This window comes from Desulfotalea psychrophila LSv54, from assembly GCF_000025945.1.
GTDB lineage: Bacteria > Desulfobacterota > Desulfobulbia > Desulfobulbales > Desulfocapsaceae > Desulfotalea > Desulfotalea psychrophila.
Genome location: NC_006138.1, coordinates 2,449,951 through 2,469,784 on the forward strand (window position 1 = coordinate 2,449,951; position 19,834 = coordinate 2,469,784).

At 45.7% G+C, this 19,834-nt stretch carries 23 protein-coding genes and 1 pseudogene; 20 read left to right on the forward strand and 4 right to left on the reverse strand.

Annotated elements, in window-relative coordinates; all coding sequences use genetic code 11:
- The first annotated feature begins 749 nt into the window (after nt 1-749).
- From DP_RS10875 to DP_RS10900, 6 genes are all read left to right on the forward strand, one after another.
- Entirely contained in the window at nt 750-1,196 is a 447-nt protein-coding gene (locus DP_RS10875) for a MarR family winged helix-turn-helix transcriptional regulator (RefSeq protein WP_156792276.1), read from the forward strand.
- Nucleotides 1,197-1,324: 128 nt separating this feature from the next.
- Complete coding sequence (locus DP_RS10880; protein ID WP_011189370.1) at nt 1,325-2,224, forward strand: permease; 900 nt, start codon at nt 1,325-1,327, stop codon at nt 2,222-2,224.
- Nucleotides 2,225-2,582: 358 nt separating this feature from the next.
- Nucleotides 2,583-2,990, forward strand: coding sequence for a rhodanese-like domain-containing protein (locus DP_RS10885; RefSeq protein WP_156792277.1), 408 nt, complete (start codon nt 2,583-2,585; stop codon nt 2,988-2,990).
- Between the two features lie 9 nt (nt 2,991-2,999).
- Nucleotides 3,000-3,413 carry a rhodanese-like domain-containing protein gene (locus DP_RS10890; protein ID WP_011189372.1) on the forward strand — a complete coding sequence of 138 codons (414 nt, stop codon included), beginning with the start codon at nt 3,000-3,002 and terminating at the stop codon, nt 3,411-3,413.
- Between the two features lie 2 nt (nt 3,414-3,415).
- Complete coding sequence (locus DP_RS10895; RefSeq protein WP_011189373.1) at nt 3,416-4,156, forward strand: sulfite exporter TauE/SafE family protein; 741 nt, start codon at nt 3,416-3,418, stop codon at nt 4,154-4,156.
- A gap of 97 nt (nt 4,157-4,253) precedes the next feature.
- Nucleotides 4,254-4,439 (forward strand): hypothetical protein, encoded by a 186-nt coding sequence (locus DP_RS10900; RefSeq protein WP_041277916.1) that lies wholly within the window; start codon nt 4,254-4,256, stop codon nt 4,437-4,439.
- An 88-nt stretch (nt 4,440-4,527) separates the two neighbouring features.
- Here DP_RS10900 and DP_RS10905 read toward each other — a convergent pair whose 3' ends face one another.
- Nucleotides 4,528-6,150 carry a DUF445 family protein gene (locus DP_RS10905; RefSeq protein ID WP_011189374.1) on the reverse strand — a complete coding sequence of 541 codons (1,623 nt, stop codon included), beginning with the start codon at nt 6,148-6,150 and terminating at the stop codon, nt 4,528-4,530.
- Nucleotides 6,141-6,791: an HAD family hydrolase gene (locus DP_RS10910; RefSeq protein WP_011189375.1), complete on the reverse strand. Its 651-nt coding sequence runs from the start codon at nt 6,789-6,791 to the stop codon at nt 6,141-6,143. The genes DP_RS10905 and DP_RS10910 overlap by 10 nt, the downstream gene beginning before the upstream one ends.
- Nucleotides 6,792-6,964: 173 nt before the next feature.
- On the opposite strand from DP_RS10910, the gene DP_RS10915 reads away from it, so the two are divergent.
- The 5 genes from DP_RS10915 (at nt 6,965) to DP_RS10935 (ending at nt 11,992) form a co-directional block, all read left to right on the forward strand.
- The gene (locus DP_RS10915; protein ID WP_011189376.1) at nt 6,965-7,612 is read left to right on the forward strand and encodes a succinate dehydrogenase cytochrome b subunit; all 648 of its coding nucleotides are present in this window, start codon (nt 6,965-6,967) and stop codon (nt 7,610-7,612) included.
- A gap of 61 nt (nt 7,613-7,673) precedes the next feature.
- The gene (locus tag DP_RS10920) at nt 7,674-9,602 is read left to right on the forward strand and encodes a fumarate reductase/succinate dehydrogenase flavoprotein subunit (RefSeq protein ID WP_011189377.1); all 1,929 of its coding nucleotides are present in this window, start codon (nt 7,674-7,676) and stop codon (nt 9,600-9,602) included.
- Between the two features lie 42 nt (nt 9,603-9,644).
- A complete protein-coding gene (locus DP_RS10925) occupies nt 9,645-10,397 on the forward strand; it encodes a succinate dehydrogenase/fumarate reductase iron-sulfur subunit (RefSeq protein ID WP_011189378.1) in 753 nt (250 codons plus the stop codon).
- Nucleotides 10,398-10,642: 245 nt separating this feature from the next.
- A complete protein-coding gene (locus DP_RS10930) occupies nt 10,643-11,701 on the forward strand; it encodes an NAD(P)/FAD-dependent oxidoreductase (RefSeq protein WP_011189379.1) in 1,059 nt (352 codons plus the stop codon).
- A gap of 6 nt (nt 11,702-11,707) precedes the next feature.
- Nucleotides 11,708-11,992, forward strand: coding sequence for a hypothetical protein (locus DP_RS10935; RefSeq protein WP_011189380.1), 285 nt, complete (start codon nt 11,708-11,710; stop codon nt 11,990-11,992).
- A gap of 106 nt (nt 11,993-12,098) precedes the next feature.
- Here DP_RS10935 and DP_RS19250 read toward each other — a convergent pair whose 3' ends face one another.
- Both DP_RS19250 and DP_RS17520 read right to left on the reverse strand, forming a co-directional pair.
- Nucleotides 12,099-12,269: a tyrosine-type recombinase/integrase gene (locus DP_RS19250; RefSeq protein ID WP_083818977.1), complete on the reverse strand. Its 171-nt coding sequence runs from the start codon at nt 12,267-12,269 to the stop codon at nt 12,099-12,101.
- Nucleotides 12,270-12,415: 146 nt separating this feature from the next.
- Nucleotides 12,416-13,570: pseudogene (locus DP_RS17520) on the reverse strand (IS3 family transposase); the annotation flags it as partial.
- A gap of 73 nt (nt 13,571-13,643) precedes the next feature.
- Between DP_RS17520 and DP_RS19255 the strand changes: the two are divergent.
- The 9 genes from DP_RS19255 (at nt 13,644) to DP_RS10985 (ending at nt 19,830) form a co-directional block, all read left to right on the forward strand.
- Nucleotides 13,644-13,838 (forward strand): DUF3833 family protein, encoded by a 195-nt coding sequence (locus DP_RS19255; RefSeq protein WP_407637902.1) that lies wholly within the window; start codon nt 13,644-13,646, stop codon nt 13,836-13,838.
- Between the two features lie 17 nt (nt 13,839-13,855).
- A complete protein-coding gene (locus tag DP_RS10950) occupies nt 13,856-14,113 on the forward strand; it encodes a hypothetical protein (protein ID WP_011189385.1) in 258 nt (85 codons plus the stop codon).
- Between the two features lie 317 nt (nt 14,114-14,430).
- On the forward strand, nt 14,431-14,847 hold the full coding sequence (locus DP_RS10955; protein ID WP_011189387.1) for a nuclear transport factor 2 family protein: 417 nt from the start codon (nt 14,431-14,433) through the stop codon (nt 14,845-14,847).
- Complete coding sequence (locus DP_RS10960; protein ID WP_011189388.1) at nt 14,844-15,560, forward strand: SDR family NAD(P)-dependent oxidoreductase; 717 nt, start codon at nt 14,844-14,846, stop codon at nt 15,558-15,560. The genes DP_RS10955 and DP_RS10960 overlap by 4 nt, the downstream gene beginning before the upstream one ends.
- Nucleotides 15,560-16,801 carry an NAD(P)/FAD-dependent oxidoreductase gene (locus DP_RS10965; RefSeq protein WP_011189389.1) on the forward strand — a complete coding sequence of 414 codons (1,242 nt, stop codon included), beginning with the start codon at nt 15,560-15,562 and terminating at the stop codon, nt 16,799-16,801. Before DP_RS10960 ends, DP_RS10965 begins: the two co-directional genes overlap by 1 nt.
- Nucleotides 16,798-17,535 carry a DUF1365 domain-containing protein gene (locus tag DP_RS10970; RefSeq protein WP_011189390.1) on the forward strand — a complete coding sequence of 246 codons (738 nt, stop codon included), beginning with the start codon at nt 16,798-16,800 and terminating at the stop codon, nt 17,533-17,535. Before DP_RS10965 ends, DP_RS10970 begins: the two co-directional genes overlap by 4 nt.
- On the forward strand, nt 17,532-18,779 hold the full coding sequence (locus tag DP_RS10975) for an SAM-dependent methyltransferase (protein ID WP_011189391.1): 1,248 nt from the start codon (nt 17,532-17,534) through the stop codon (nt 18,777-18,779). The genes DP_RS10970 and DP_RS10975 overlap by 4 nt, the downstream gene beginning before the upstream one ends.
- Nucleotides 18,780-18,783: 4 nt before the next feature.
- Nucleotides 18,784-19,299 carry a DUF2878 domain-containing protein gene (locus tag DP_RS10980; RefSeq protein ID WP_156792278.1) on the forward strand — a complete coding sequence of 172 codons (516 nt, stop codon included), beginning with the start codon at nt 18,784-18,786 and terminating at the stop codon, nt 19,297-19,299.
- Between the two features lie 141 nt (nt 19,300-19,440).
- The gene (locus DP_RS10985) at nt 19,441-19,830 is read left to right on the forward strand and encodes a pyridoxamine 5'-phosphate oxidase family protein (RefSeq protein ID WP_011189393.1); all 390 of its coding nucleotides are present in this window, start codon (nt 19,441-19,443) and stop codon (nt 19,828-19,830) included.
- Nucleotides 19,831-19,834: the final 4 nt, after the last annotated feature.

The following is a 19,834-nucleotide window of genomic DNA, read 5'->3' on the forward strand; positions in this document are numbered from 1 at the left end:
GAGCATCCCTTACAAGGGCTTGGCTTAAAAAACCCAATAAATCTCTACATTATTTTTATATTATGATCAATGATTTAAATTTATTAGCTTGGTATGGTGCAATGTTATCCTGTAAGTAGCAGCTATCCATTCCTTTCGTTCAGAGGGTGTTGGCTGATGGTTAAAGGATGGCGCTAGGATTATAGGGAAAAAAGACATGGCAAAGAGGGAGGAATGGGGACATAGGTGAGGTTAGCGGGCCCACCATTCCCGTGAGAATAATGGTTGAACGCCATTGAATAAAAACTTCCAAACAGAATGTTGATAAGAAAGTCTTATTGTTTTAAATGCTTAGATCGAAAAAGTAAGGTTTTGGGATTCGTTAGTGGGGGTCGGCTTACCGATTGGAGCCTAAAAGATAAATGAGGGGGCTACCTGTTACCAACTCAATATTGGCAGTACGTCTTCTAGGCAGGTTCTAATTTTACACCAAACTATCTGGCTCTATTCCTCGCAATCTAGATCTGGCCACAGCTAGCTTGTTAGGCCGAGATCTATATGCGCAATGGACATATCAGTTAAAGAGTTTGCCTCCTTATAAGAACGCATTCTTTCGTATCTTTTAAACTACTTTGTAAATATCCACAAAATAGGTTGACGACGTCAACCACTACGGTTAAAGTTGATGGCGTCAACCTATTTGCATGTTGATTGGTTTATAGTTGAAACCACTTACAGCCAGAAGCTATAAGATAATCTCGGAGAACCTTATGAAAAAGTTAGAAGCCATAGATCCTAAGAAATCCATCAAGCTCAGTAGAGCCCTGATAGAAATTGTCTGGCAATTTGGTCCCAAAGGGCTGGACGGTCAATGCTGTGAGGATCTTTCAATGCCGGAATATCTTGCCTTGGAGACCTCTGCTACCACCAATGACTGTCCGGTACAGCATATAGGGAATAAGCTTAACTTTACAAAAAGTGGCGCCACTCGCATCGTTAATCGCCTTGAGAAAAAAGGGTATATCCAAAAGATCAAATCCTATGAAGATGCTCGCGTCTGCTGTGTGGTTCCTACAGACAAGGGAAAGAGTATTCTTGAAAATGTAGCACAAGGTTATGCCGATCGCCTATCTGCTGTGCTAAGCAAGGTGCCTGCTAAACAGTCAGACAATATAGCCAATGCCCTATTAGAGATGGCAGCGGCACTGCGCAGATAGTATTTCAGATCGTTAAATTCACAGCTAGCATCAGGGTAAGAAAAGTAAGGTACGTTCTGTCCATCGATACAGGCATGGATTTATTTAACTATTTGGTTGACATCGTCAACCAATCGGAGACTCTCTAAATGAACTCATTTACAAAAACTATTGAATTTTTCCTTTTCATCACTGCAGAATTGACAGTTTTATTTCTTGGAATCAGCACCTTAGTCGCTTTAGCATTGATGTATATCCCCCAGGAAAAGTTAAGAGATTGGTTATCCAGACGTGGCATTTTGGGCAATGTTCTGGCGGCAACAGTCGGTTCGTTAACCCCATTTTGTGCCTGCTCCACTATTCCGATGACTTTGGGCCTACTCAAGGCTGGCGCACCATTTGGGCCGGTTATGTCCTTTGTTATCGCCTCACCACTGTTAAATCCCATAATTATAGCAATGGTGGCAGCACTCATGGGCTTAAAGGCATGTGTGCTCTACTTTGCCATCACCTTTCTGGGATCGATCGTTTTTGGCATCGTTTTGGAAAGAGTCGGTGGAGCAGCGTGGGTCAAAAATGTGCAAATACGACCAAGCTGCTGTGGTGAGGGTAAACAGAAAGAAAACCTATCTTTTTCAGGAAAACTTAAGCGTTCATTTGCCTCTGCCTGGAAGGATTTCAGGGCCGTACTCCCCTTTCTCCTTATTGGTGTGGCAATTGGTGCAGGCATATACGGCTATATGCCACAGGAATTTGTGATCTCACTGGCTGGGCCACAGAATCCATTCGCTATTCCTATTGCTGCCATCATCGGTATTCCACTCTATATCAGGGCTGAAACAGCCATTCCTATTGGTATGGCCCTGGCTGAGAAGGGTATGAGTATGGGAGCGGTAATAGCATTGATTATCGGGGGAGCAGGAATGGCAATCCCTGAAATGAGCATGCTGGCCAGCATTTTCCGTAAACGCCTTGTGGCATCCATTGTGGCGGTTATTTTCGCCACGGCGGTAATTGGCGGTTTTTCCTTCAACCTCATGCTTGCCTAGGAATAGCTTTGCCAGAGGGCGGTTGATACGCATCCGGCAAGTTAACTTCGGTAGCGGACAAAAAACACAACTCACCATTACTAAAGGAAAAAACTATGAAGAAGAATGGGCGCATTTTGGGGAAACTTTTCGGAGGCTCTAAAAAAAAGGAGTGCTGTGCAATTGAACTCGAAGAGATCCCCGCAACTAAGCAGGGTTCGTAAAAAGGGGACAACTGAAAAAGAGGCAAAGGAAGACCAGCAAAACAGGGGTTGCGGCTGTTGCAATTAAGAGGGTGGCGACCGGTGTAACAAGGTTCCAATAATAATTTGCCACGAACGGATCTGTTGCTGGCAAAGCATCCACAAGGACTAAAAGAGTGAATCAACTAGATAGAACACTAAGAGAAATGGATTTGCAATTCTTTGCAGAAGGTAAACATGGTGTAACGCTCAACATGGCCGCCGATTGCCTCGAAAATTCAGAAGATGCCGTCTTCCTGGATGTGCGAACAGAAGAAGAGGCAGGTTTTGTGAGGTTTAAAAATGTGCTGCATATACCACTGAATCAGTTACCCGATCGACTGGGGGAGCTGCCCCAGAATCAACCCATTATTGTATTTTGTACTTCGGTTGTTCGGGCAAGCATGGCTGCCTTTTATCTAAGGGCAGAGGGCATAACAGCTGTGCGGACCCTACTGGCTAGTTCAGAGGAAATGGTGAAGCTATTCTCTTCGTCCAGAGTGTTCAGCCGCAAAACGTCAACAAACCAACAGCAGTGTAACTAAGGAAGCGATATGAAAAATTTACAGGGGTATTTCAGGGAGATGGATTTTGTGGCATTCGGGAATGGGGATTTTAATACACCTGCCGCGGCCCTGCCAAAGCTGATCAAAAACAATGTATTCTTGCTGGACCTGCGAACCTGGGAAGAGGTTGAGGCCTTTTCCCTGCCATTTGCCAAAAGTATACCGATAAATGAGCTTCCAGAGAGGCTCGAAGAAGTTCCTAAAAACAGGCCGGTTATTTTGTTCTCCAACGGCTCCTGGCGCTCAAGTGTGGGACTCGCCTATCTCATTGCAAAAGGTTTTGACGAGGTGTCGATTATTGCCCAGGGACTTCCTGAAATGTTGAAGACCCTAAAACCAGGCCCATTGTTTGGAGCAGGCGTACACAAGGTTCAAGCTCAAACAGACTGCAACTGTGGATAAAGATGCTACTGACTATTGCCCTACTAGCATTTTGTTTGAGTTTTATCTTTGCCCTGGGTGGCGTGGGAAGTGCTGTGGCTTTAGTTCCCGCGCTTATCGCCATTGGAGTTCCTGGAGGTGTCGCCCGTCCCATCGCCTTACTTGTTAATACAGTAAGCCTCGGCGGGGGCACCATCTATAACCTCAAAACAGGTAAATTCAAACCCGGCCCATGGTGGTTATTGATACTGTTTTCCCTCCCGGCTGCCCCTCTGGGGGCATGGGTTTCCACCTTAATTCCGCATAATATTCTCTCCGGGGTATTTGCTGGATTCATGGTCTTTTCCGGTTTTTTGATGATTGCTCCTGCACGGAAAAGTCAGCAAAAAGAGGAACGAAACACCTGTCCACCAGTAGGCGGAGCCTTGATCGGGGCAGTTTCGGGTGTGGTATCTGGCATGCTGGGGGTAGGCGGTGGAGGTGTGATCATCCCCGCCTTATATGCCATGCGGTTTCGTTCGCATCATATTGCAATGATCACAGCGATGGCCGTCCCATTTTCTTCTTTCACAGGCTTTATCGCCTATGCCGCCATGGGTTCGCTCAATATAACTACCGTTGTAGTGGCATCGTTAGCAGCTCTTGCTGGTGGCACCATTGGCACAAGAGCAATGCACCGTATCGATCAGCGATTGGTGAAAATGTTTTTATCAATAACCTTAATAATTTCAGGAGGCAGAATCATATGGAAGCTTGTTGCCTGAGAAAGCTGAAGTTTGACCTTCCGAAGAAATAAATGTTGGTACCGATGGTATATGGGAAGGAAGCAACAGACATGGAGAATGTGGCAAACAGTGATTGATGAAACTCATTCGCCAGAACAGTACAGCTAGTGCAAAAAAAATTTTAGATGAGATTTTCGAAGAACACGCTCAGTTTTCAAAGGGAAAAAATAAAAAAGACGACCTAACCCTGGTAGTTATTAAAATAGTTAAAGATAGTCTTACTGAAACTATCACCGATCCCGACACATCTCCTAATCAATAACCAGGTAGCTTTCAATCGGCATGCCGATTGAAAGCTGCTTGATTCCAGTCACTTAATCCAATGAGTTACTTTTTGCCCCCGCTTCGCGCTAGGCAAGGGCCAGAAAGAAGAGGTTGATGCAGCCGAGGATAAAACCAAGGAGGGCACCAAAGAGATTGATATACTTGAACTGTTCTTCCATGATGGAGAGGAGAAGCTGTTCGAGTTTAAGGAGGTCAAGGGAGTCAACCTTATCGGCTACAATCTGCTGCAGGTTGAAGGATTTCACCATCCCCGGCAACTCCCTGGAAACGGTCTTGGTCAGGTAGCTCTGCAGGGATTGATAGATACTGTCCCGCATATTTTCATTAAGAAAGCGGGACAGCTTACCTATTTTACAGGCCAATCCCTTTGTCAGCAGCGAATCGACGGCGGTAGAGATAACCTCGTTGATGCGCTCGGAGCGAAGGGCAGTCAGGCTTTTATCGAGGAGGCTTTCCTGTAGAAGGGCGACTTTCTCCTGCCCCAAAAGATCGGCCAGGGCCTCTTGGATTGAGTGATCACCTGTCATATAGCCCTTAATGCTATCGGTAAATGTCTCTGTCAAAACCCCCTGCAACTGCTCATCCTGTAATTGTTTAAAGAGGCCGTGGCTAATGCCCTTGCTTAGGGCCTCTAGCTGCTGTGGTTCAATATCTCTTACCAGATCGGCCATGGGGGCGGCAAAGAGTTTTCCCAACTGGTCGTTTAAGAGAGCGGTAACTCGTTCCCCTACCACGTCTCCCTGAATCCAGGCAAGAATATCCTCCTCTTTTTCGTCCAGATAGTCGGCAATTTTAGCACGTACCGTCTCCATTTTAATAAAGTTCCCGACCATTGCCCCCATGGGTCCCATGGAAGCAATAAAGCTCTCTACTCCACCGCAGGCTCCGTCAATAATTTTTTCGCGTACATCGTCTGTGGCTAAAAGTCCGCCAACACCGGCGAGCAGAGGCTGAACCTGTTTTTCCACCAGCCCTTTCAAGAGACCGTAGGAGGCCTCTGGTAAAATGTCCGCGAGACTGCTGTTTTGCTGAAAGGCATCCTGCACCTTGGTATGGACAGCATTTTCAAGCCATTGCTCACAGGCGGGGCTGGACAAAAAGCGTCCCAGGTGTCCGGATAGGGATGTCTGCAGAGATACAAGCAGTTCGGCTTGTTGCTCCTCAGCTAGAAGGGAGGAGAGCTTTTCGGCAAGAAATTTATCGCTGATATCCTGGAGAACATCTCTTAACTGTCGGGCAAACTGATCCGAGCCGATAAAGCTACTCACCCCATCCTTTATCTTATAGGAGAGATAGTCAACGGCCAGTCCATAGTAGCAGGAGAATTGAGGAGGCAACAGGGACTGGAGGGTGCCAAGATCCCTCTGGGCCAGGGCTTCGCCCCGGGCCTGTATCTTATCGTGGACTTGTGCCTGTACGTGTTTTTGCTCTATCGCTTTTTGTACTTCTGTGCCGGTAATGAGATAATCGGCAACCATTCGTCCCATATTTTCGGCAAGTTCATGCCGCTTTGCCGGAATGACACCGGGGGTCATGGGCACCCGCATGCCAAAGATATGCCAGGGGTTGAGGGGGCGAAAGAGCATCTTGATGGCAATCTTATTGGTAAGATAACCAATAAAGGCACCAACCATGGGTGGTGCAATATACTGGGCAATTGGGAAAATATCAGCAGGCGTTACAGGCATAATTCGACAATCTCCTGTGGTGTGTTAACAATAAAATCAGCCCTGTGGGCGCGTAACTCTTTAATGGGTCGAAAACCCCAGCTGACCCCGAGACTGGTCATGCCACTGTTCTTGCCTGTCTGCATATCAACCGAGGTATCTCCAATAAAGAGCATCTCCTGAGCCTCGATGCCCATGGTCCGGGCCGCAAGCAGGGCGCCGGCAGCATTGGGTTTTTTAGGCACATCCGCCCTCTGGCCTGATATATAGGTAAAGGGATGCTCCGGAAAAAAGAACTCCACCACCTTTTGGGTAAAGGCATCGGGCTTATTTGAGAGAATACCGAGAGGAATTTCCGCCTCTCTCAGATCATTAATCATTTGCTTAATGCCCTTATATGGCGTACTATTTTCATGCCAGCACTCCTGATAGTGAAGGCCGAACTCCTGACAGCAGGCAACAAGCACCTCTGCAGAAGTTCCCGGAGGGACGATCCGCTCCATAAGCACATCCAGACCGTCACCTACGAAAAAATTATAGTCTTCTACCCTGTGCACAGGAAAATTGCGCGCCGCCAGCACCTTATTACAGGAGGCAGCCAAATCCTCTATGCTGTCCACCAGGGCGCCATCTAAATCAAAAAGTATCGCTGAGAATCTCATTATATCGTCTCTATAAAAATAGGTTTAAAAAAGAGCCTTTGTTAAAACTCAAACCCTCTATGGGGTCAAGATATTTATACATAAAAAAAATTTATTTTTTCTATCAAAATTTTTCGGGCTAGGGTATAAGTATTTGTTTCCAAATTTCCATCATAGTAAAAAAGGAGAGTTCTATGTGGTTCGTTAAGTTTGTTGCTTCATCAATTGGGAAGAAGTTTGTCATGGCCTTTACCGGTCTATTACTCATCCTCTTTCTCTGCGTACATGCGGCAGGAAATGCAATCATATTTTTTGGAAGCGAGGCCTTCCTGACATATGCACATGCCCTTCATGCTGTACCCCTTGTGGTTGTCCTCTTTAGCTCAGGACTGGCAGTCGTACTGCTGGCCCATATCTGCTTTGGACTATACCTCTTTTTTGAAAACAGGACCGAAAGCGATTCCCGCTATGCTGTGTCGGTGCGAACGGTTAAATACTCGCTCGCCTCCAAGACAATGCACTGGAGTGGCCTCTTTATCTTCCTGTTCCTCATCTTTCACCTTGCCGTTTTCACCTTCGGCGGAAAAGATATACCTATCTCAACTCTTGTTGAAGAACGTTTAGGTGACTTCTCTTTTGGTATCTTTTACCTAATCTCTTTTGCTGTTCTCGCTCTTCATCTCTCCCACGGTTTTTGGAGTATGCTACAGACCTTTGGTGTCAACCATCCTCGCTACAATGACCTCATCCATAATCTCACATACATTGTTCCACTGTTTTTCTTTGTGATTTTTGGGGGAGTTACCCTGTATTTCCTGACTGGACTTGGCGCAAATTTCTAGCAAAAGAATCATTAAATGGATTTAGGGCCAAGGCCCTGCCATATTTTTTTGAGGTAAAACTATGAAACTCGATGCATGCATTCCCGAAGGACCTCTGGCTGAAAAGTGGGATAACTGTATTTTTAAAAGCAAACTCGTTAACCCGGCAAACCGCAGAAAATTCTCTGTAATCGTTGTGGGCACAGGGCTTGCCGGAGCATCTGCTGCGGGCACCCTTGCCGAACAGGGCTATCAGGTAAAGGCCTTCTGTATTCAGGACAGTCCCCGTAGAGCACACTCCATTGCCGCCCAGGGTGGAATCAATGCCGCCAAGAACTACCAGAACGATGGTGATTCCGTCTTTCGCCTCTTTCACGATACCCTGAAGGGTGGCGATTTTAGAGCCCGTGAGGCAAATGTCTATCGTCTTGCCCAGGTAAGTAATAATATCATCGACCAGTGCGTTGCTCAGGGCGTCCCCTTTGCCCGCGAATACGGTGGAACCCTCGCCAACAGATCCTTTGGTGGTGCCCAGGTTTCACGTACATTCTATGCCCGTGGTCAAACAGGACAGCAACTCCTCCTTGGAGCCTACAGCTCTCTCTCCCGCCAGGTAGGTGCCGGAAAGATTGAGATGTTCTGCCGTCAGGAGTTGATGGACGTTGTCATCACCGACGGCCAGGCACGCGGCATCACCACCCGTGATATCTATACCGGTGAGATAGAGACCTACTCAGCCGATGCGGTGATCCTGGCAACGGGCGGTTATGGCAATGCCTATTTTCTCTCCACCAATGCCATGGCCTCAAACGTTACCGCTGCCTGGCGCGCCTATAAGAAGGGTGCTGGCTTTGCCAATCCCTGCTTTGTCCAGATTCATCCCACCTGTATTCCAGTCCACGGCGACTATCAGTCGAAGCTGACCCTGATGAGTGAAAGTCTTCGTAATGACGGTCGGGTCTGGGTGCCAAAGGCCAAGGATGACAAGAGATCGCCTGCCGATATCCCCGAGGATGAGCGCGATTATTATCTCGAACGCATCTATCCAAGTTTTGGTAATCTGGTGCCACGTGACGTTGCCTCCCGTAATGCCAAGAACCAGTGCGATGCAGGTAAGGGCGTTGGCCCAAGTGGACTTGCCGTCTACCTGGACTTTGCCGATGCGATCAAACGTGACGGTCTTGACACCATCGTCAAGAAATACGGTAACCTCTTTGAGATGTACGAGAAGATTACCGCCAGCAACCCCGTCAATGAGCCCATGCTCATCTACCCTGCTGTTCACTATACTATGGGTGGTCTCTGGGTTGATTACAACCTGCAGACAACAATTCCCGGTCTCTTCGCACTGGGTGAGTGTAACTTCTCCGATCATGGTGCCAATCGTCTGGGCGCATCTGCCCTTATGCAGGGACTTGCCGACGGTTATTTTATCATTGGCAACACCCTGGCAAACTACTTTGGCTCTAATAGCTTTAGCAAGGTTTCTGTTGAGAACAAGGACTTCAAGCAGTCAAAGGCCGATGTCGAGGCCCGGATAGAAAAGCTCCTGGCCAACTCCGGCGGTGCGGTCACCGACCAGCATGTTACCGTGGATGAGATCCATAAGGAACTTGGTCATATCATGTGGAATTACTGTGGTATGGCTCGTAATAAAGAGGGTCTTGAAAAGGCCCTTGAGCTCCTGCCTCCTCTCAAAGAAAAATTCTGGAAGCATGTCTATATCCCTGGTAAGGGCAAGGATCTCAACCAGACTCTGGAACGCGCCGGCCGAGTGGCAGATTTTCTTGAATTTGCCGATATCATGGTTCGGGACGCCCTGGAGCGTGCGGAGTCCTGCGGCTGTCATCTCCGGGAGGAGAGTCAGACAGAGGAGAGTGAGGCCCTTCGTAACGATGAGAAGTACTCCCATGTTGCCGTTTGGGAGTGTCAAGGCGAAGATGAGCCGCTTCTCCACCGTGAAGAGCTCACCTTTGAGGCAATCCAGCCCTCTCAACGTAGCTATAAATAGGTTTCTGGTAAGAAAATCGAATAGGATTTATGAGGTAATAAAATGAGTATAGATATTACAGTAAAGATCTGGAGACAGCAGAACAGCGAGAGCGTTGGAGACTTTGAGAGCTATGACCTGCAGGGAATTGACACCGATATGTCTTTTCTGGAGATGCTCGATGTACTGAACGAGGATCTCACCAAAAAGGCCATCGAACCGGTAGCCTTTGACCATGACTGTCGCGAAGGCATCTGTGGTATGTGTGGGGCAGTAGTTAACGGTATCGCCCATGGCCCAGAGAAGAAGACCACCCTCTGTCAACTCCATATGCGTCATTTTGAAAGCGGTGACACCATCGTTATTGAGCCCTTTCGCTCCAAGGTGTTCACCATCAAGAAAGATCTCATTGTTGACCGTTCAGCACTTGATAGAATCATGCAGGCAGGTGGTTTTGTCTCCGTCAACACCGGTGGTACACCCGATGGCAACGCCATTCCCATCGCCTCTGTAAAGGCAGAGCTGGCCATGGATGCAGCTGCCTGTATCGGTTGCGGTGCCTGTGTGGCAAGTTGTCCTAATGGGGCGGCCATGCTCTTTACCAGCGCCAAGGTATCTCAGCTGTGCCTCCTGCCCCAGGGAGAGCCGGAAAGAAAACGACGTGCCCTGTCTATGCTTGAAGCCATGGATAAGGAAGGATTTGGTAACTGTACCAATGCCCGTGAATGTGAAATGCAGTGCCCGAAGGGTATTGATATTCGCAATATTGCCCGCTTGAACCATGAGTATATTAGGGCTGCTTTCAGTCAGGGATAGTTCTTTGCCCTGATTGAGTTCAAAAGCCATTTCAATGCTTCGGCCTTGAAATGGCTTTTTTTTTGTCCCGGTCTTAGCAAAGGTTGAAAAATATCCCCTTCTTTAATTTTCTGCGTTATATTGAAAAATTCATCCAAAAAAATAGGTCTATCTGGCCAGTATTTATTACACAGACTTTATAGTTTGGACCCTGGCTGATTTTAGCAACCCTACACCTGAGTCTTTAGTGATTAGAGAGCACCAGCATGGAATTTTTCGATATCGTCATAATCGGGGCAGGCCCGGCAGGACTTGCCTGTGCAAAAGAGGCAGGTAAGCGGGGCTACTCTGTCCTTGTTTTAGAGCGTAATGGCCAAATTGGTCGCAAGGTCTGTGCCGGTGGCATTACCTGGAACGGCCTTATGCGACATATGCCGGGCTTTGCCACCGAGAGAGACTTTGCCAAACAACATCTCTTCAGCCGCTACCAGTCCTGTTGCATTGAAGCAGATCATCCCATTGTTGCCACCCTTAATCGGGAACATTTGGGCAGGAGCATGGCCGAACAGGCGCAAGAGGCCGGAGCCGTTATTCGCACGGAAGAACAGGCCCTGCAGATAGGGGCTGAAAAAATAACTGTCCGGGAGAGAAAAACAGGAAGGGACTATAGCGTAGCCTTTAAATATCTGGTCGGGGCGGACGGATCTTCCTCCCTGGTGAGACGGTATTTGGGCCAGCCGGTAAAGCATATAGGCCTTGGTCTCAATTTTCAGATCAGGGGCAGGGCCGAGAAGATGGAGTGGCATCTGCGCCCCGATCTCTTTGTTAACGGCTATGCCTGGATCTTTCCCCACCAGAATACCATCTCCATTGGCGCCTATGCAGATAGGAGTATTTTTTCGCCTACAGAGTTGAAGAGACGTTTCCTTGTCTGGGCCAAAGCTCAGGGCTATGGGCTGGAGCAGGAGAGGTGTACGGCGGGATATATTAACTACGACTATCGGGGCTATCGCTTTGGCTCGGATAATAATATCTTCCTCACAGGAGATGCGGCGGGTCTGGCCTCGGGACTTACCGGCGAGGGTATCTATCCGGCAATTGTCTCCGGTATTGCCGTGGCAGAAGAGATCGCTGGCTGCAAAGACCACCCCGAATTAGAGGCAGTCATTAAGAGTCAGAGGATGCAGCGCCGAATTTTGGATATCAGCGGCAGAGGTCAAGTGCTTGCCACCCTGCTCTCGGAGGCAATGACCCTTGGTATGCGCAGTAAAATTTTAAAATTTGATACAGTTGAAATGGCTGGGACATCATCCATAAAAAAGTGAATATTTATGAAGAATAAAACAGTTGGCAGGGGCAAGAACAGACTCCTCCTTAATATAATCTTTGGTGTTTTTTGCGCAGGCGTCCTGGCCTTTTTACTAAGCGCTCCAGAGAAGAGCACCTCTCCCCTGCCCATGGACAGCGATCACAAACGTTTCTATAGCATGAAAAAGAAGGAGGCGGAGCAGTACTGTATGTCGTGCCATGGACCTGCCAAGGAAAATGCCCTTTCCGCTGAACATCCGTCAAAGTTCCGCTGTCTCTTCTGCCATACCCGACCGGTGCAGAAATAGTGAAACGACAGCTATCAGACTACAGCTATAGCAGTGGAGCGTAGTGGAATGGCGAGCTGTCAGTAGCAGCTCTTTTTCATATCCTTCATTCCACTACGCGTCACTGCTAGCTTTTTTCAACGTGTTGCTTGAGAGCGGTTTTAACTTTTTGGGGAACAGGGATGGCTCGATCGTTGCCACCTTTTACCTGCTTGACGATGATATATGCTTGGGCAAAATCGATATCCTTGTCCCATAGTCGGTGGCACTCTAAAATTCGTAAACCACAACCATACATAAGTTGGCCATGAGTAGATGGCGTCCCTGACAAAAGAGAGCAGGAAGGATACTTCTTGCTTGCTCATCAGCACAGGCAGGCGTACAGCCTTTTTGCTTTTAGTAATGAAAGACTTGTGATCTTACCCCAGTTTTGTGGAGCCTTAGTTAAGCTAATTTTTGCAACAAATCAAACTGCTCTTCGAACTCTGCAGAACTTTTGTAGCCATTAGCTGAATGTCTTCTTCTGCGGTTGTAGTATGCCTCGATGTACTGGAAAAGTCCGTATTTTGCTGCTTCAATATCTCTAAAACTCCTATGATGGATATATTGTGTTTTCAACGTATAAAAAAAAGACTCTGCAACAGCATTATCCCAGCAATTACCCTTACGACTCATACTTTGCCTGAAGTCTTTTTCTTGGAGTAGCTGTCTATATTCCTTGCTTGCGTACTGAACACCTCTGTCGCTATGGACAAGCATTTCTTTGGTTGGGTTTCTTCGCAAAATTGCTTTACGTAATGCCCAGATTGTAGATTCTTTTTCAAGTGACGTACTCAGATTCCAAACAACAACTATTATAGAATAAAGGTCTATAAAAACAGATAAATATACCCACTTGCTACCTACCTTGATGTAGGTTATATCACCAACCCAAACCTTGTTGGGGCTGCCACAGTGAAATTTCTGTTCAAGATATTTGGTGCAACCGGAAAAGCATGATTCGACTCAGTCGTAGTTTTGAACTTCTTTAGAGACTTACACTGCATTGAAGACTCTTTCATAATTCGAGCGACACGCTTTTTCCCCACATCTGCAACCTGAGCCTCTGCTCGCAAATCAGCAGTAACCATAGGACTACCAACCATTCCACCATGCTCAACATAGAGCTCCTGGATGAGATTTTTAAGAATATTATTCTCTCTGCAGCGCTTTGAAATTGGTTCCTGCAACCAACGATAGTAGCCACTCTCTGAGATCAAAAGAGTCTGGCACATTTTCTTCACAGTGAAACGAGAGTGATGATTCCTGATAAAAGTATAATGCATCACTGTGTCCTGCTGAAAATGGCCATGGCTTTTTTTAGAATGTCCCTCTCCATATTGATATTCTTCAATTCTTTCTCAAGCGCTTTGATCTTTTTCTGCTCAGAAGTAAGGGCTAAAATACCGTTACCAGGGAACGCTATCTCTCCCTACTCTTCATATTTTTTCTCCATTGATAGATCAAATCCACATGAATGCCTAGGTTCTCGGCAATTTCTATAATAGTTCTAACAGGTTCTAAACTTAAAAGGACAGTACTACGTTTAAAATCTGCATCCCTTTCTACGCTTTTGTATAATCATGTGAGCCTCCTGTTACTCATATTATAACGAGTCCATATTAACTCCACAATATCGGGGGAGGATCACTACGGAAATGTGCTCAACTGGCAGTACCAATTAAATCTAAAAGTCGATGATTCTACCTGGAAAATAAACTTTGACGATTGGATGTTTTTATTAAATGACGATATGCTCATTAATAAGGCTACCATGTCAAAATTTGGATTCGAGGTCGGTGAGATAACAATCATCTTCCGAAAATAGCATAGTGACAGGATGAGATGATGACTACGATTCGTAACTTTCTAATAATATTTTTCTTATCATTTTTTGCAACCAATAGAATTTATGCCAGCCCTGTTACTAGCAGTATGCAAAAACTGGGAGAGGGAGAAGCGTATTACCTTGGATTTATAAAAGTGTATGACGCATCCCTGTACAGCTCAAAATTCTCAGGTATAAAAGATATACTCAATGCTGAAATCTCCAAATGTTTGCACCTCGAGTATCAAGTTGATATCGAAAAAAATACTTTATAGAAGTAGCAAATAAGGTTCTAGACGACCAGTTCTCGAAAGAACAATTGGCCAGTTTACTAAGTGATATTAAACCGCTACATCAAGGATATGAAAACATTACAGACGGAGATAGCTATACACTGTGCTACAATAATAAAGACCAGATGACCACATCTCTCGTTCAACAAGGAAATTGTGGCTTTTGTTAAATCAGCCGATTTCGCAAAAATATATTTCAGTATCTGGCTGGCACCTAACGCTCCTCTCGATGATACACTCCGAGAAGATCTACTTGCAGCCTTACTCAATAACTGAACAGTGTTAAGGAGACAGGATAGATGAAAACCTTTCTTCATACGTACCAGAAATTAAACGCTCACAATCTCGAAACTCTAAAAAATATCTATAGAGATGATGTGCAGTTTATTGATCCCGCCCACGAGGTTAACGGTATTGCGAATCTCACAGAATACTTTGCATCCCTCTATAAAAACATCGACTCCATATATTTTTCATTTAACGAACCTGTCGTTGTTGAAAATTATGGCTACGTCAGTTGGAAAATGACTTTCAGCCACAAGAGCCTCGCCGGTGGTAAACCGATCACCATCGATGGAATGACCCACTTGAAATTTGATGAACATAACAAAGTATATTATCACCGGGACTACTTTGACCTTGGGGCAATGCTGTATGAGCATGTGCCACTTCTTGGCCGTATTATAACATGGATCAAAAAGGGACTTGGCAAATGAAAATAGTAATTACAGGCGCTACTTCCGGCATAGGACGACAGCTCGCCATGGATTACCATGCTGAAGGTCACGAAGTCTACGCTCTTGGTAGAAACGAGCAGGCCCTTGAAGAACTTCGTTCCCACGGGCTATCCACTGGCAAGGTGGATCTCACCGATAAAGAGGCAACTCTTGTCTGGTTTTCAACCCTAGAGTCTGTCGACCTTGCTATTCTCAATGCAGGCACCTGCGAATATGTCGATCTCCCTCAGTTTGACAGTAGCCTCATCCAGAGAGTAATGCGATCCAATGTTGAATCTATGGCCATCTCCATCGAAGCTGTCTTACCCCTTCTTCGTAAGAGTGCAACGGGACACTTGGCCGCGGTGGGCAGTTCTGCCGCCTACGTGCCACTTCCACGTGCGGAAGCCTACGGTGCATCAAAGGCCGCAATAGCATATATGATCAATACCCTGCGCATAGATCTCCACCAGGAAAATATTACTGTCAGCCTTATCTGTCCAGGATTTGTCAAAACTCCGTTAACAGACCTCAACGATTTTCCCATGCCATTTCGGATATCTGTTGAGCAGGCAAGTAACTACATTAGAAACGGCCTCTCTAAAAAAAGAGCTGAAGTTCATTTCCCAAAACGATTTACCGTGCTTCTCAAACTTCTCGCGCTTCTCCCTAGTCCTCTCTGGACTAAAATTGGTAGTAAAATGGTAAAATAATGAGTCGTCAGAAAATTGCAATCATTGGCTCTGGTATCTCGGGACTTACTTGCGCCCATAAGCTTGCACCACACCATGATATAACGGTTTATGAGGCAGCCGATTATATTGGCGGCCACACCCATACCGTACAGGTAGAAAAAGAGGGAGAGGTTTCAAACATTGATACTGGATTTATCGTATTTAACGACCACACCTACCCGCACTTTATCGAACTCATGGAGAGCGTTGGCGTCGTAGCCCAGCCCACCGAAATGAGTTTTTCGGTAAAAAACGACGCCATAGGTCTTGAATATAACGGCAACAATCTCAACAGCCTCTTTGCCCAACGCAGGAATATTATCAGCCCGCGCTTCCTTAGGATGATCGTAGACATTGTTCGGTTTAATAAAGAAGTGGTAGTAGCCGCAAAAAAAGATCAGGACCTAACCATCGGTGACTTTTTGGCAGTAAAAAAATACTCCCCCATCTTTAAAGAAAACTATCTATTACCGATGATATCAGCAATCTGGTCCATGGGACTGGAAAGTTGTATGGACTTTCCCCTACATTTTTTTGTAAAGTTTTTCGACAACCATGGCCTGCTCAATTTGGTCAACAGACCACAATGGCGCTCAATCATTGGTGGTTCAAGTAGCTATATCGCACCTCTAACAGCCTCGTTTAAAGATCATATCCAGCTAAGCACACCGGTTATTCGTGTTGAACGTGAAGACACATTAATTAATATCGTTACCGAAGAGGAAACAGTGCCTTTTGACCAAGTCGTTTTCGCCTGCCATGGCAATCAGGCCCTGTCTCTTCTTGCTCGCCCCACCAACAAAGAAACCTCTCTCTTAACAGAGTTTACAGCTTCAGCAAACAGGGTGATTCTGCATACGGATACCTCTTTTCTGCCAAAGAGAAAACTTGCCTGGGCCAGCTGGAACTACAATATGGTTGATGCGGCAAAAGAGCAGACGACCCTTACCTACAATATGAATATCCTGCAGAGACTTACTAAACAACACACCTACCTTGTGACGCTCAACCAGGATATTTCTGAACAACATATACTTCGCACCTTTAACTACAACCACCCCATCTTCACCAAAGATGCAATCCAGGCTCAAGAAAAATGGGAAAATATTTCTGGAAAAAATCGTAGTCACTTCTGTGGAGCCTACTGGTTTAACGGCTTCCATGAAGACGGCGTTAAAAGTGGTCTGCGGGTGGCCGCTGCACTGGAGAAGGGATTATGAAACCTTCACTTTATATTGGCACAATAGCCCACAGCAGGCAAATTCCCAAAAAACATCATTTCCAGTATCCGCTTTTTATGTGGTTTCTCAACCTCGATGAACTGGACCAACTACCTTATCTAGGGAAATGGTTTTCCACCTCAAAATGGGCACTCAGTCGCTATCACCGCCCGGACTACTATGGTGATCCAGACATCCCTCTCGCCGATGCTATTAAAGAGAAGATGCTGGAATTAACAGGCCATACGGTTGAAGGTCAGGTTTACGGGTTAATGAATATGCGAACTCTGGGCCTCTATTTTAGTCCGGTAAACTTCTATTACGGCTATGACAGTCTTGGGAAATTAAGCCATTTCATGGCAGAAGTATCTAATATACCTTGGAATGACCGGCATCAATATTGCCATTATATCACCGAAAGTGACTTAACTCCTGAGAACCCAAAACAATTTCATGTATCCCCTTTTAACCCGCTCAACCAACATTATCGATGGGGACTCAAAGCTCCGACTGAAACAACTTTCGTTCAAATAGATGTCAATGATGAGCGGGGCCATATTTTTACCGCCAGGCTCGACCTAAAAAGACGGCCACTCACTTTAAAATCAGTGCGCCACGAGCTACTAAGAAAACCAGCAATGACCATTGCTATGGTGGCTGGAATTTACTGGCAAGCATTGAAAATCTATATAAAAGGTGTTCCCTATATTACTTACAAAAAGGAGACGATATGAATAGCATGACAAATATATCTAAGTCCCAGCCAACAAAGGCCGATAGAACTTTTGCTACCCGTTGGTCACGATCTCTCCTTATGAAAATGCTTTCTGGCCTTCAATTCGGCCAGCTTATTATCCAAGAAGGAGATCAACAATGGAGCTTTGGTGATGGGAGTCACCCCCAGGCACTTTTGACTATCCACCACCCCATTGCCTATCAAAACATTCTCTTTGGTGGCTCAATTGGGGCTGGCGAAGCATACATAGATAAACTTTGGGATGTTGATGACTTAACCTCACTGGTTAGAATAATGGTGCTCAACATGTCCCTGCTTGATCGGATGGAAAAGGGCCTTGCCTGGTTACTCAGGCCAGTTAATATTGTGAGGCATTTCCTCAATGCCAATAATAAGAGTGGCTCAAAACGGAACATTATCGCTCATTACGACCTCGGCAATGATCTGTACGGGGCTTTTCTTGATCCATCAATGATGTATTCATCGGCCATATATCCCAATCAGAATGCATCCCTCGAAGAGGCCCAACAACATAAGCTTGAAACTATATGCCAGAAGCTCGATCTGCAACCGACAGACACCGTTATTGAAATCGGAACAGGCTGGGGAGGATTTGCAATATATGCTGCCGGAAAATACGGTTGCCATGTGACAACAACAACCATTTCCGACGCCCAACACCAAGAAGCAAAAAGGAGAATAGCTGCTACCGGACTCAACAAGAAGATAACCCTATTACAAAGTGATTATAGAGATCTGAACGGACAATATGACAAGCTCGTCAGTATCGAAATGATAGAGGCGGTGGGAAATCGATTTCTTCCAGAATTTTTTCACAAATGCGGTGCACTCCTCAAACCTGATGGAAAAATGTTAATTCAAGCCATCACCATTGCCGACCAGAAATACAAACAGTATGTCAACAACGTCGACTTTATCCAGCGATATATTTTCCCAGGTGGTTGTGTCCCTTCAAACAACAGAATGGTACAGTTGATTACGGACAAAACTGACATGGTTATTCGCCAGATTGATGATTTTGGTTTTGACTATGCCAGAACAATAGAAGAATGGCGCCACCGTTTCCACAAGGCATACGCTAGTCTACACAAGAAAGGATATGATGAGACATTCAAAAGGTTATGGGATTTCTACCTCTGTTACTGCCAAGGTGGTTTTCTGGAGCGATCCATAAGTGTTGTCCACGTTGTTGCAACCCGACCTGGCAATCGACAGCCATAGACCTATGAAAACATTAATCAATGTCCTTATCTACCAGTCGATCTGGTTCCTGTCTATTCTTGGCGGTAATAGCGGTGCATGGTTTGGTCTATTGTTACTATGCGCCCATCTATTTTATTCAGCAACGAAAAGTGCAGACTTGCGGATGATTGGAGCCCTGTTTGTGGCAGGGCTGTTGCTAGATGGAACTCTACATCAAGTTGGCTTTTTCTCTTTTACTGAAACAGGATTTCCAATACCTTTCTGGTTACTGGTTATCTGGTTGGGGCTAGCCATAACACCGAATCATAGCCTGGCCTGGCTACAAAAAAAGCCACTGCTTGCTATGCTCTTTGGAACTCTTGGAGGACCAATTGCTTATTGGGCAGGTGTTCGTATGGGTGCTGCCCACTTCAACTGGGAGCTACTCCCTTCGCTCGGTACACTTGCAGTTATCTGGGGTCTTCTATGGCCTCTGGTTATGCATTTAAGTGTCATATCAACAAAAAGGTCTCAAACTCGTCTACTGACACATAAATAGTAGTACCAGTTACCATTTGTCCATCCCGGTTGTATTTTTCTTTAGAGCACTAATTTTGCAAGTATATGCAAATTAATAAAAGAATATGAAATAAGGCTAGTAGAAAAAAAACTATAACACGCAGCAAAATGGTGAGTTTATATGAGATTACAAGAATACTTTGCAGGACAATCTGGGGTTGGAGTTATTTCGACAGCAAACAATAAAGGTGAGGTAAACAGCGCTGTTTATGCCAAGCCTCATGTAACTGGTAAAAACAGTATAGCATTTGTAACACGTGATAAACTGACAAGGGCAAACCTACAAGAGAACGTCAAAGCGAACTATCTCTTTATTGAGAAAGAGGGAGATTTTAAAGGTATTCGACTCTATCTCACCATGACAGAAGAAGTACAAGATAAAGAGCTTATTGCCTCTTTATCGCGAAGAACATCTGCAAACGAAGACGATAGTATAGAAAGATTTTTAATTTATTTCAATGTTGAAAAGGCTCTTGCTCTGATTGGGGATGAGGCGTTTGAACTAGAGTAATAAA

What these genes read in the sequence shown, in the direction of transcription:
- DP_RS10875 (WP_156792276.1), top strand. Translation starts at nt 750, where the DNA reads ATGAAAAAGTTAGAAGCCATAGATCCTAAGAAATCCATCAAGCTCAGT.
- DP_RS10880 (WP_011189370.1), top strand. Translation starts at nt 1,325, where the DNA reads ATGAACTCATTTACAAAAACTATTGAATTTTTCCTTTTCATCACTGCA.
- DP_RS10890 (WP_011189372.1), top strand. Translation starts at nt 3,000, where the DNA reads ATGAAAAATTTACAGGGGTATTTCAGGGAGATGGATTTTGTGGCATTC.
- DP_RS10895 (WP_011189373.1), top strand. Translation starts at nt 3,416, where the DNA reads ATGCTACTGACTATTGCCCTACTAGCATTTTGTTTGAGTTTTATCTTT.
- DP_RS10900 (WP_041277916.1), top strand. Translation starts at nt 4,254, where the DNA reads ATGAAACTCATTCGCCAGAACAGTACAGCTAGTGCAAAAAAAATTTTA.
- DP_RS10905 (WP_011189374.1), bottom strand. Translation starts at nt 6,150, where the DNA reads ATGCCTGTAACGCCTGCTGATATTTTCCCAATTGCCCAGTATATTGCA.
- DP_RS10910 (WP_011189375.1), bottom strand. Translation starts at nt 6,791, where the DNA reads ATGAGATTCTCAGCGATACTTTTTGATTTAGATGGCGCCCTGGTGGAC.
- DP_RS10915 (WP_011189376.1), top strand. Translation starts at nt 6,965, where the DNA reads ATGTGGTTCGTTAAGTTTGTTGCTTCATCAATTGGGAAGAAGTTTGTC.
- DP_RS10920 (WP_011189377.1), top strand. Translation starts at nt 7,674, where the DNA reads ATGAAACTCGATGCATGCATTCCCGAAGGACCTCTGGCTGAAAAGTGG.
- DP_RS10925 (WP_011189378.1), top strand. Translation starts at nt 9,645, where the DNA reads ATGAGTATAGATATTACAGTAAAGATCTGGAGACAGCAGAACAGCGAG.
- DP_RS10930 (WP_011189379.1), top strand. Translation starts at nt 10,643, where the DNA reads ATGGAATTTTTCGATATCGTCATAATCGGGGCAGGCCCGGCAGGACTT.
- DP_RS10935 (WP_011189380.1), top strand. Translation starts at nt 11,708, where the DNA reads ATGAAGAATAAAACAGTTGGCAGGGGCAAGAACAGACTCCTCCTTAAT.
- DP_RS19250 (WP_083818977.1), bottom strand. Translation starts at nt 12,269, where the DNA reads ATGTATGGTTGTGGTTTACGAATTTTAGAGTGCCACCGACTATGGGAC.
- DP_RS10950 (WP_011189385.1), top strand. Translation starts at nt 13,856, where the DNA reads ATGATGACTACGATTCGTAACTTTCTAATAATATTTTTCTTATCATTT.
- DP_RS10955 (WP_011189387.1), top strand. Translation starts at nt 14,431, where the DNA reads ATGAAAACCTTTCTTCATACGTACCAGAAATTAAACGCTCACAATCTC.
- DP_RS10960 (WP_011189388.1), top strand. Translation starts at nt 14,844, where the DNA reads ATGAAAATAGTAATTACAGGCGCTACTTCCGGCATAGGACGACAGCTC.
- DP_RS10965 (WP_011189389.1), top strand. Translation starts at nt 15,560, where the DNA reads ATGAGTCGTCAGAAAATTGCAATCATTGGCTCTGGTATCTCGGGACTT.
- DP_RS10970 (WP_011189390.1), top strand. Translation starts at nt 16,798, where the DNA reads ATGAAACCTTCACTTTATATTGGCACAATAGCCCACAGCAGGCAAATT.
- DP_RS10975 (WP_011189391.1), top strand. Translation starts at nt 17,532, where the DNA reads ATGAATAGCATGACAAATATATCTAAGTCCCAGCCAACAAAGGCCGAT.
- DP_RS10980 (WP_156792278.1), top strand. Translation starts at nt 18,784, where the DNA reads ATGAAAACATTAATCAATGTCCTTATCTACCAGTCGATCTGGTTCCTG.
- DP_RS10985 (WP_011189393.1), top strand. Translation starts at nt 19,441, where the DNA reads ATGAGATTACAAGAATACTTTGCAGGACAATCTGGGGTTGGAGTTATT.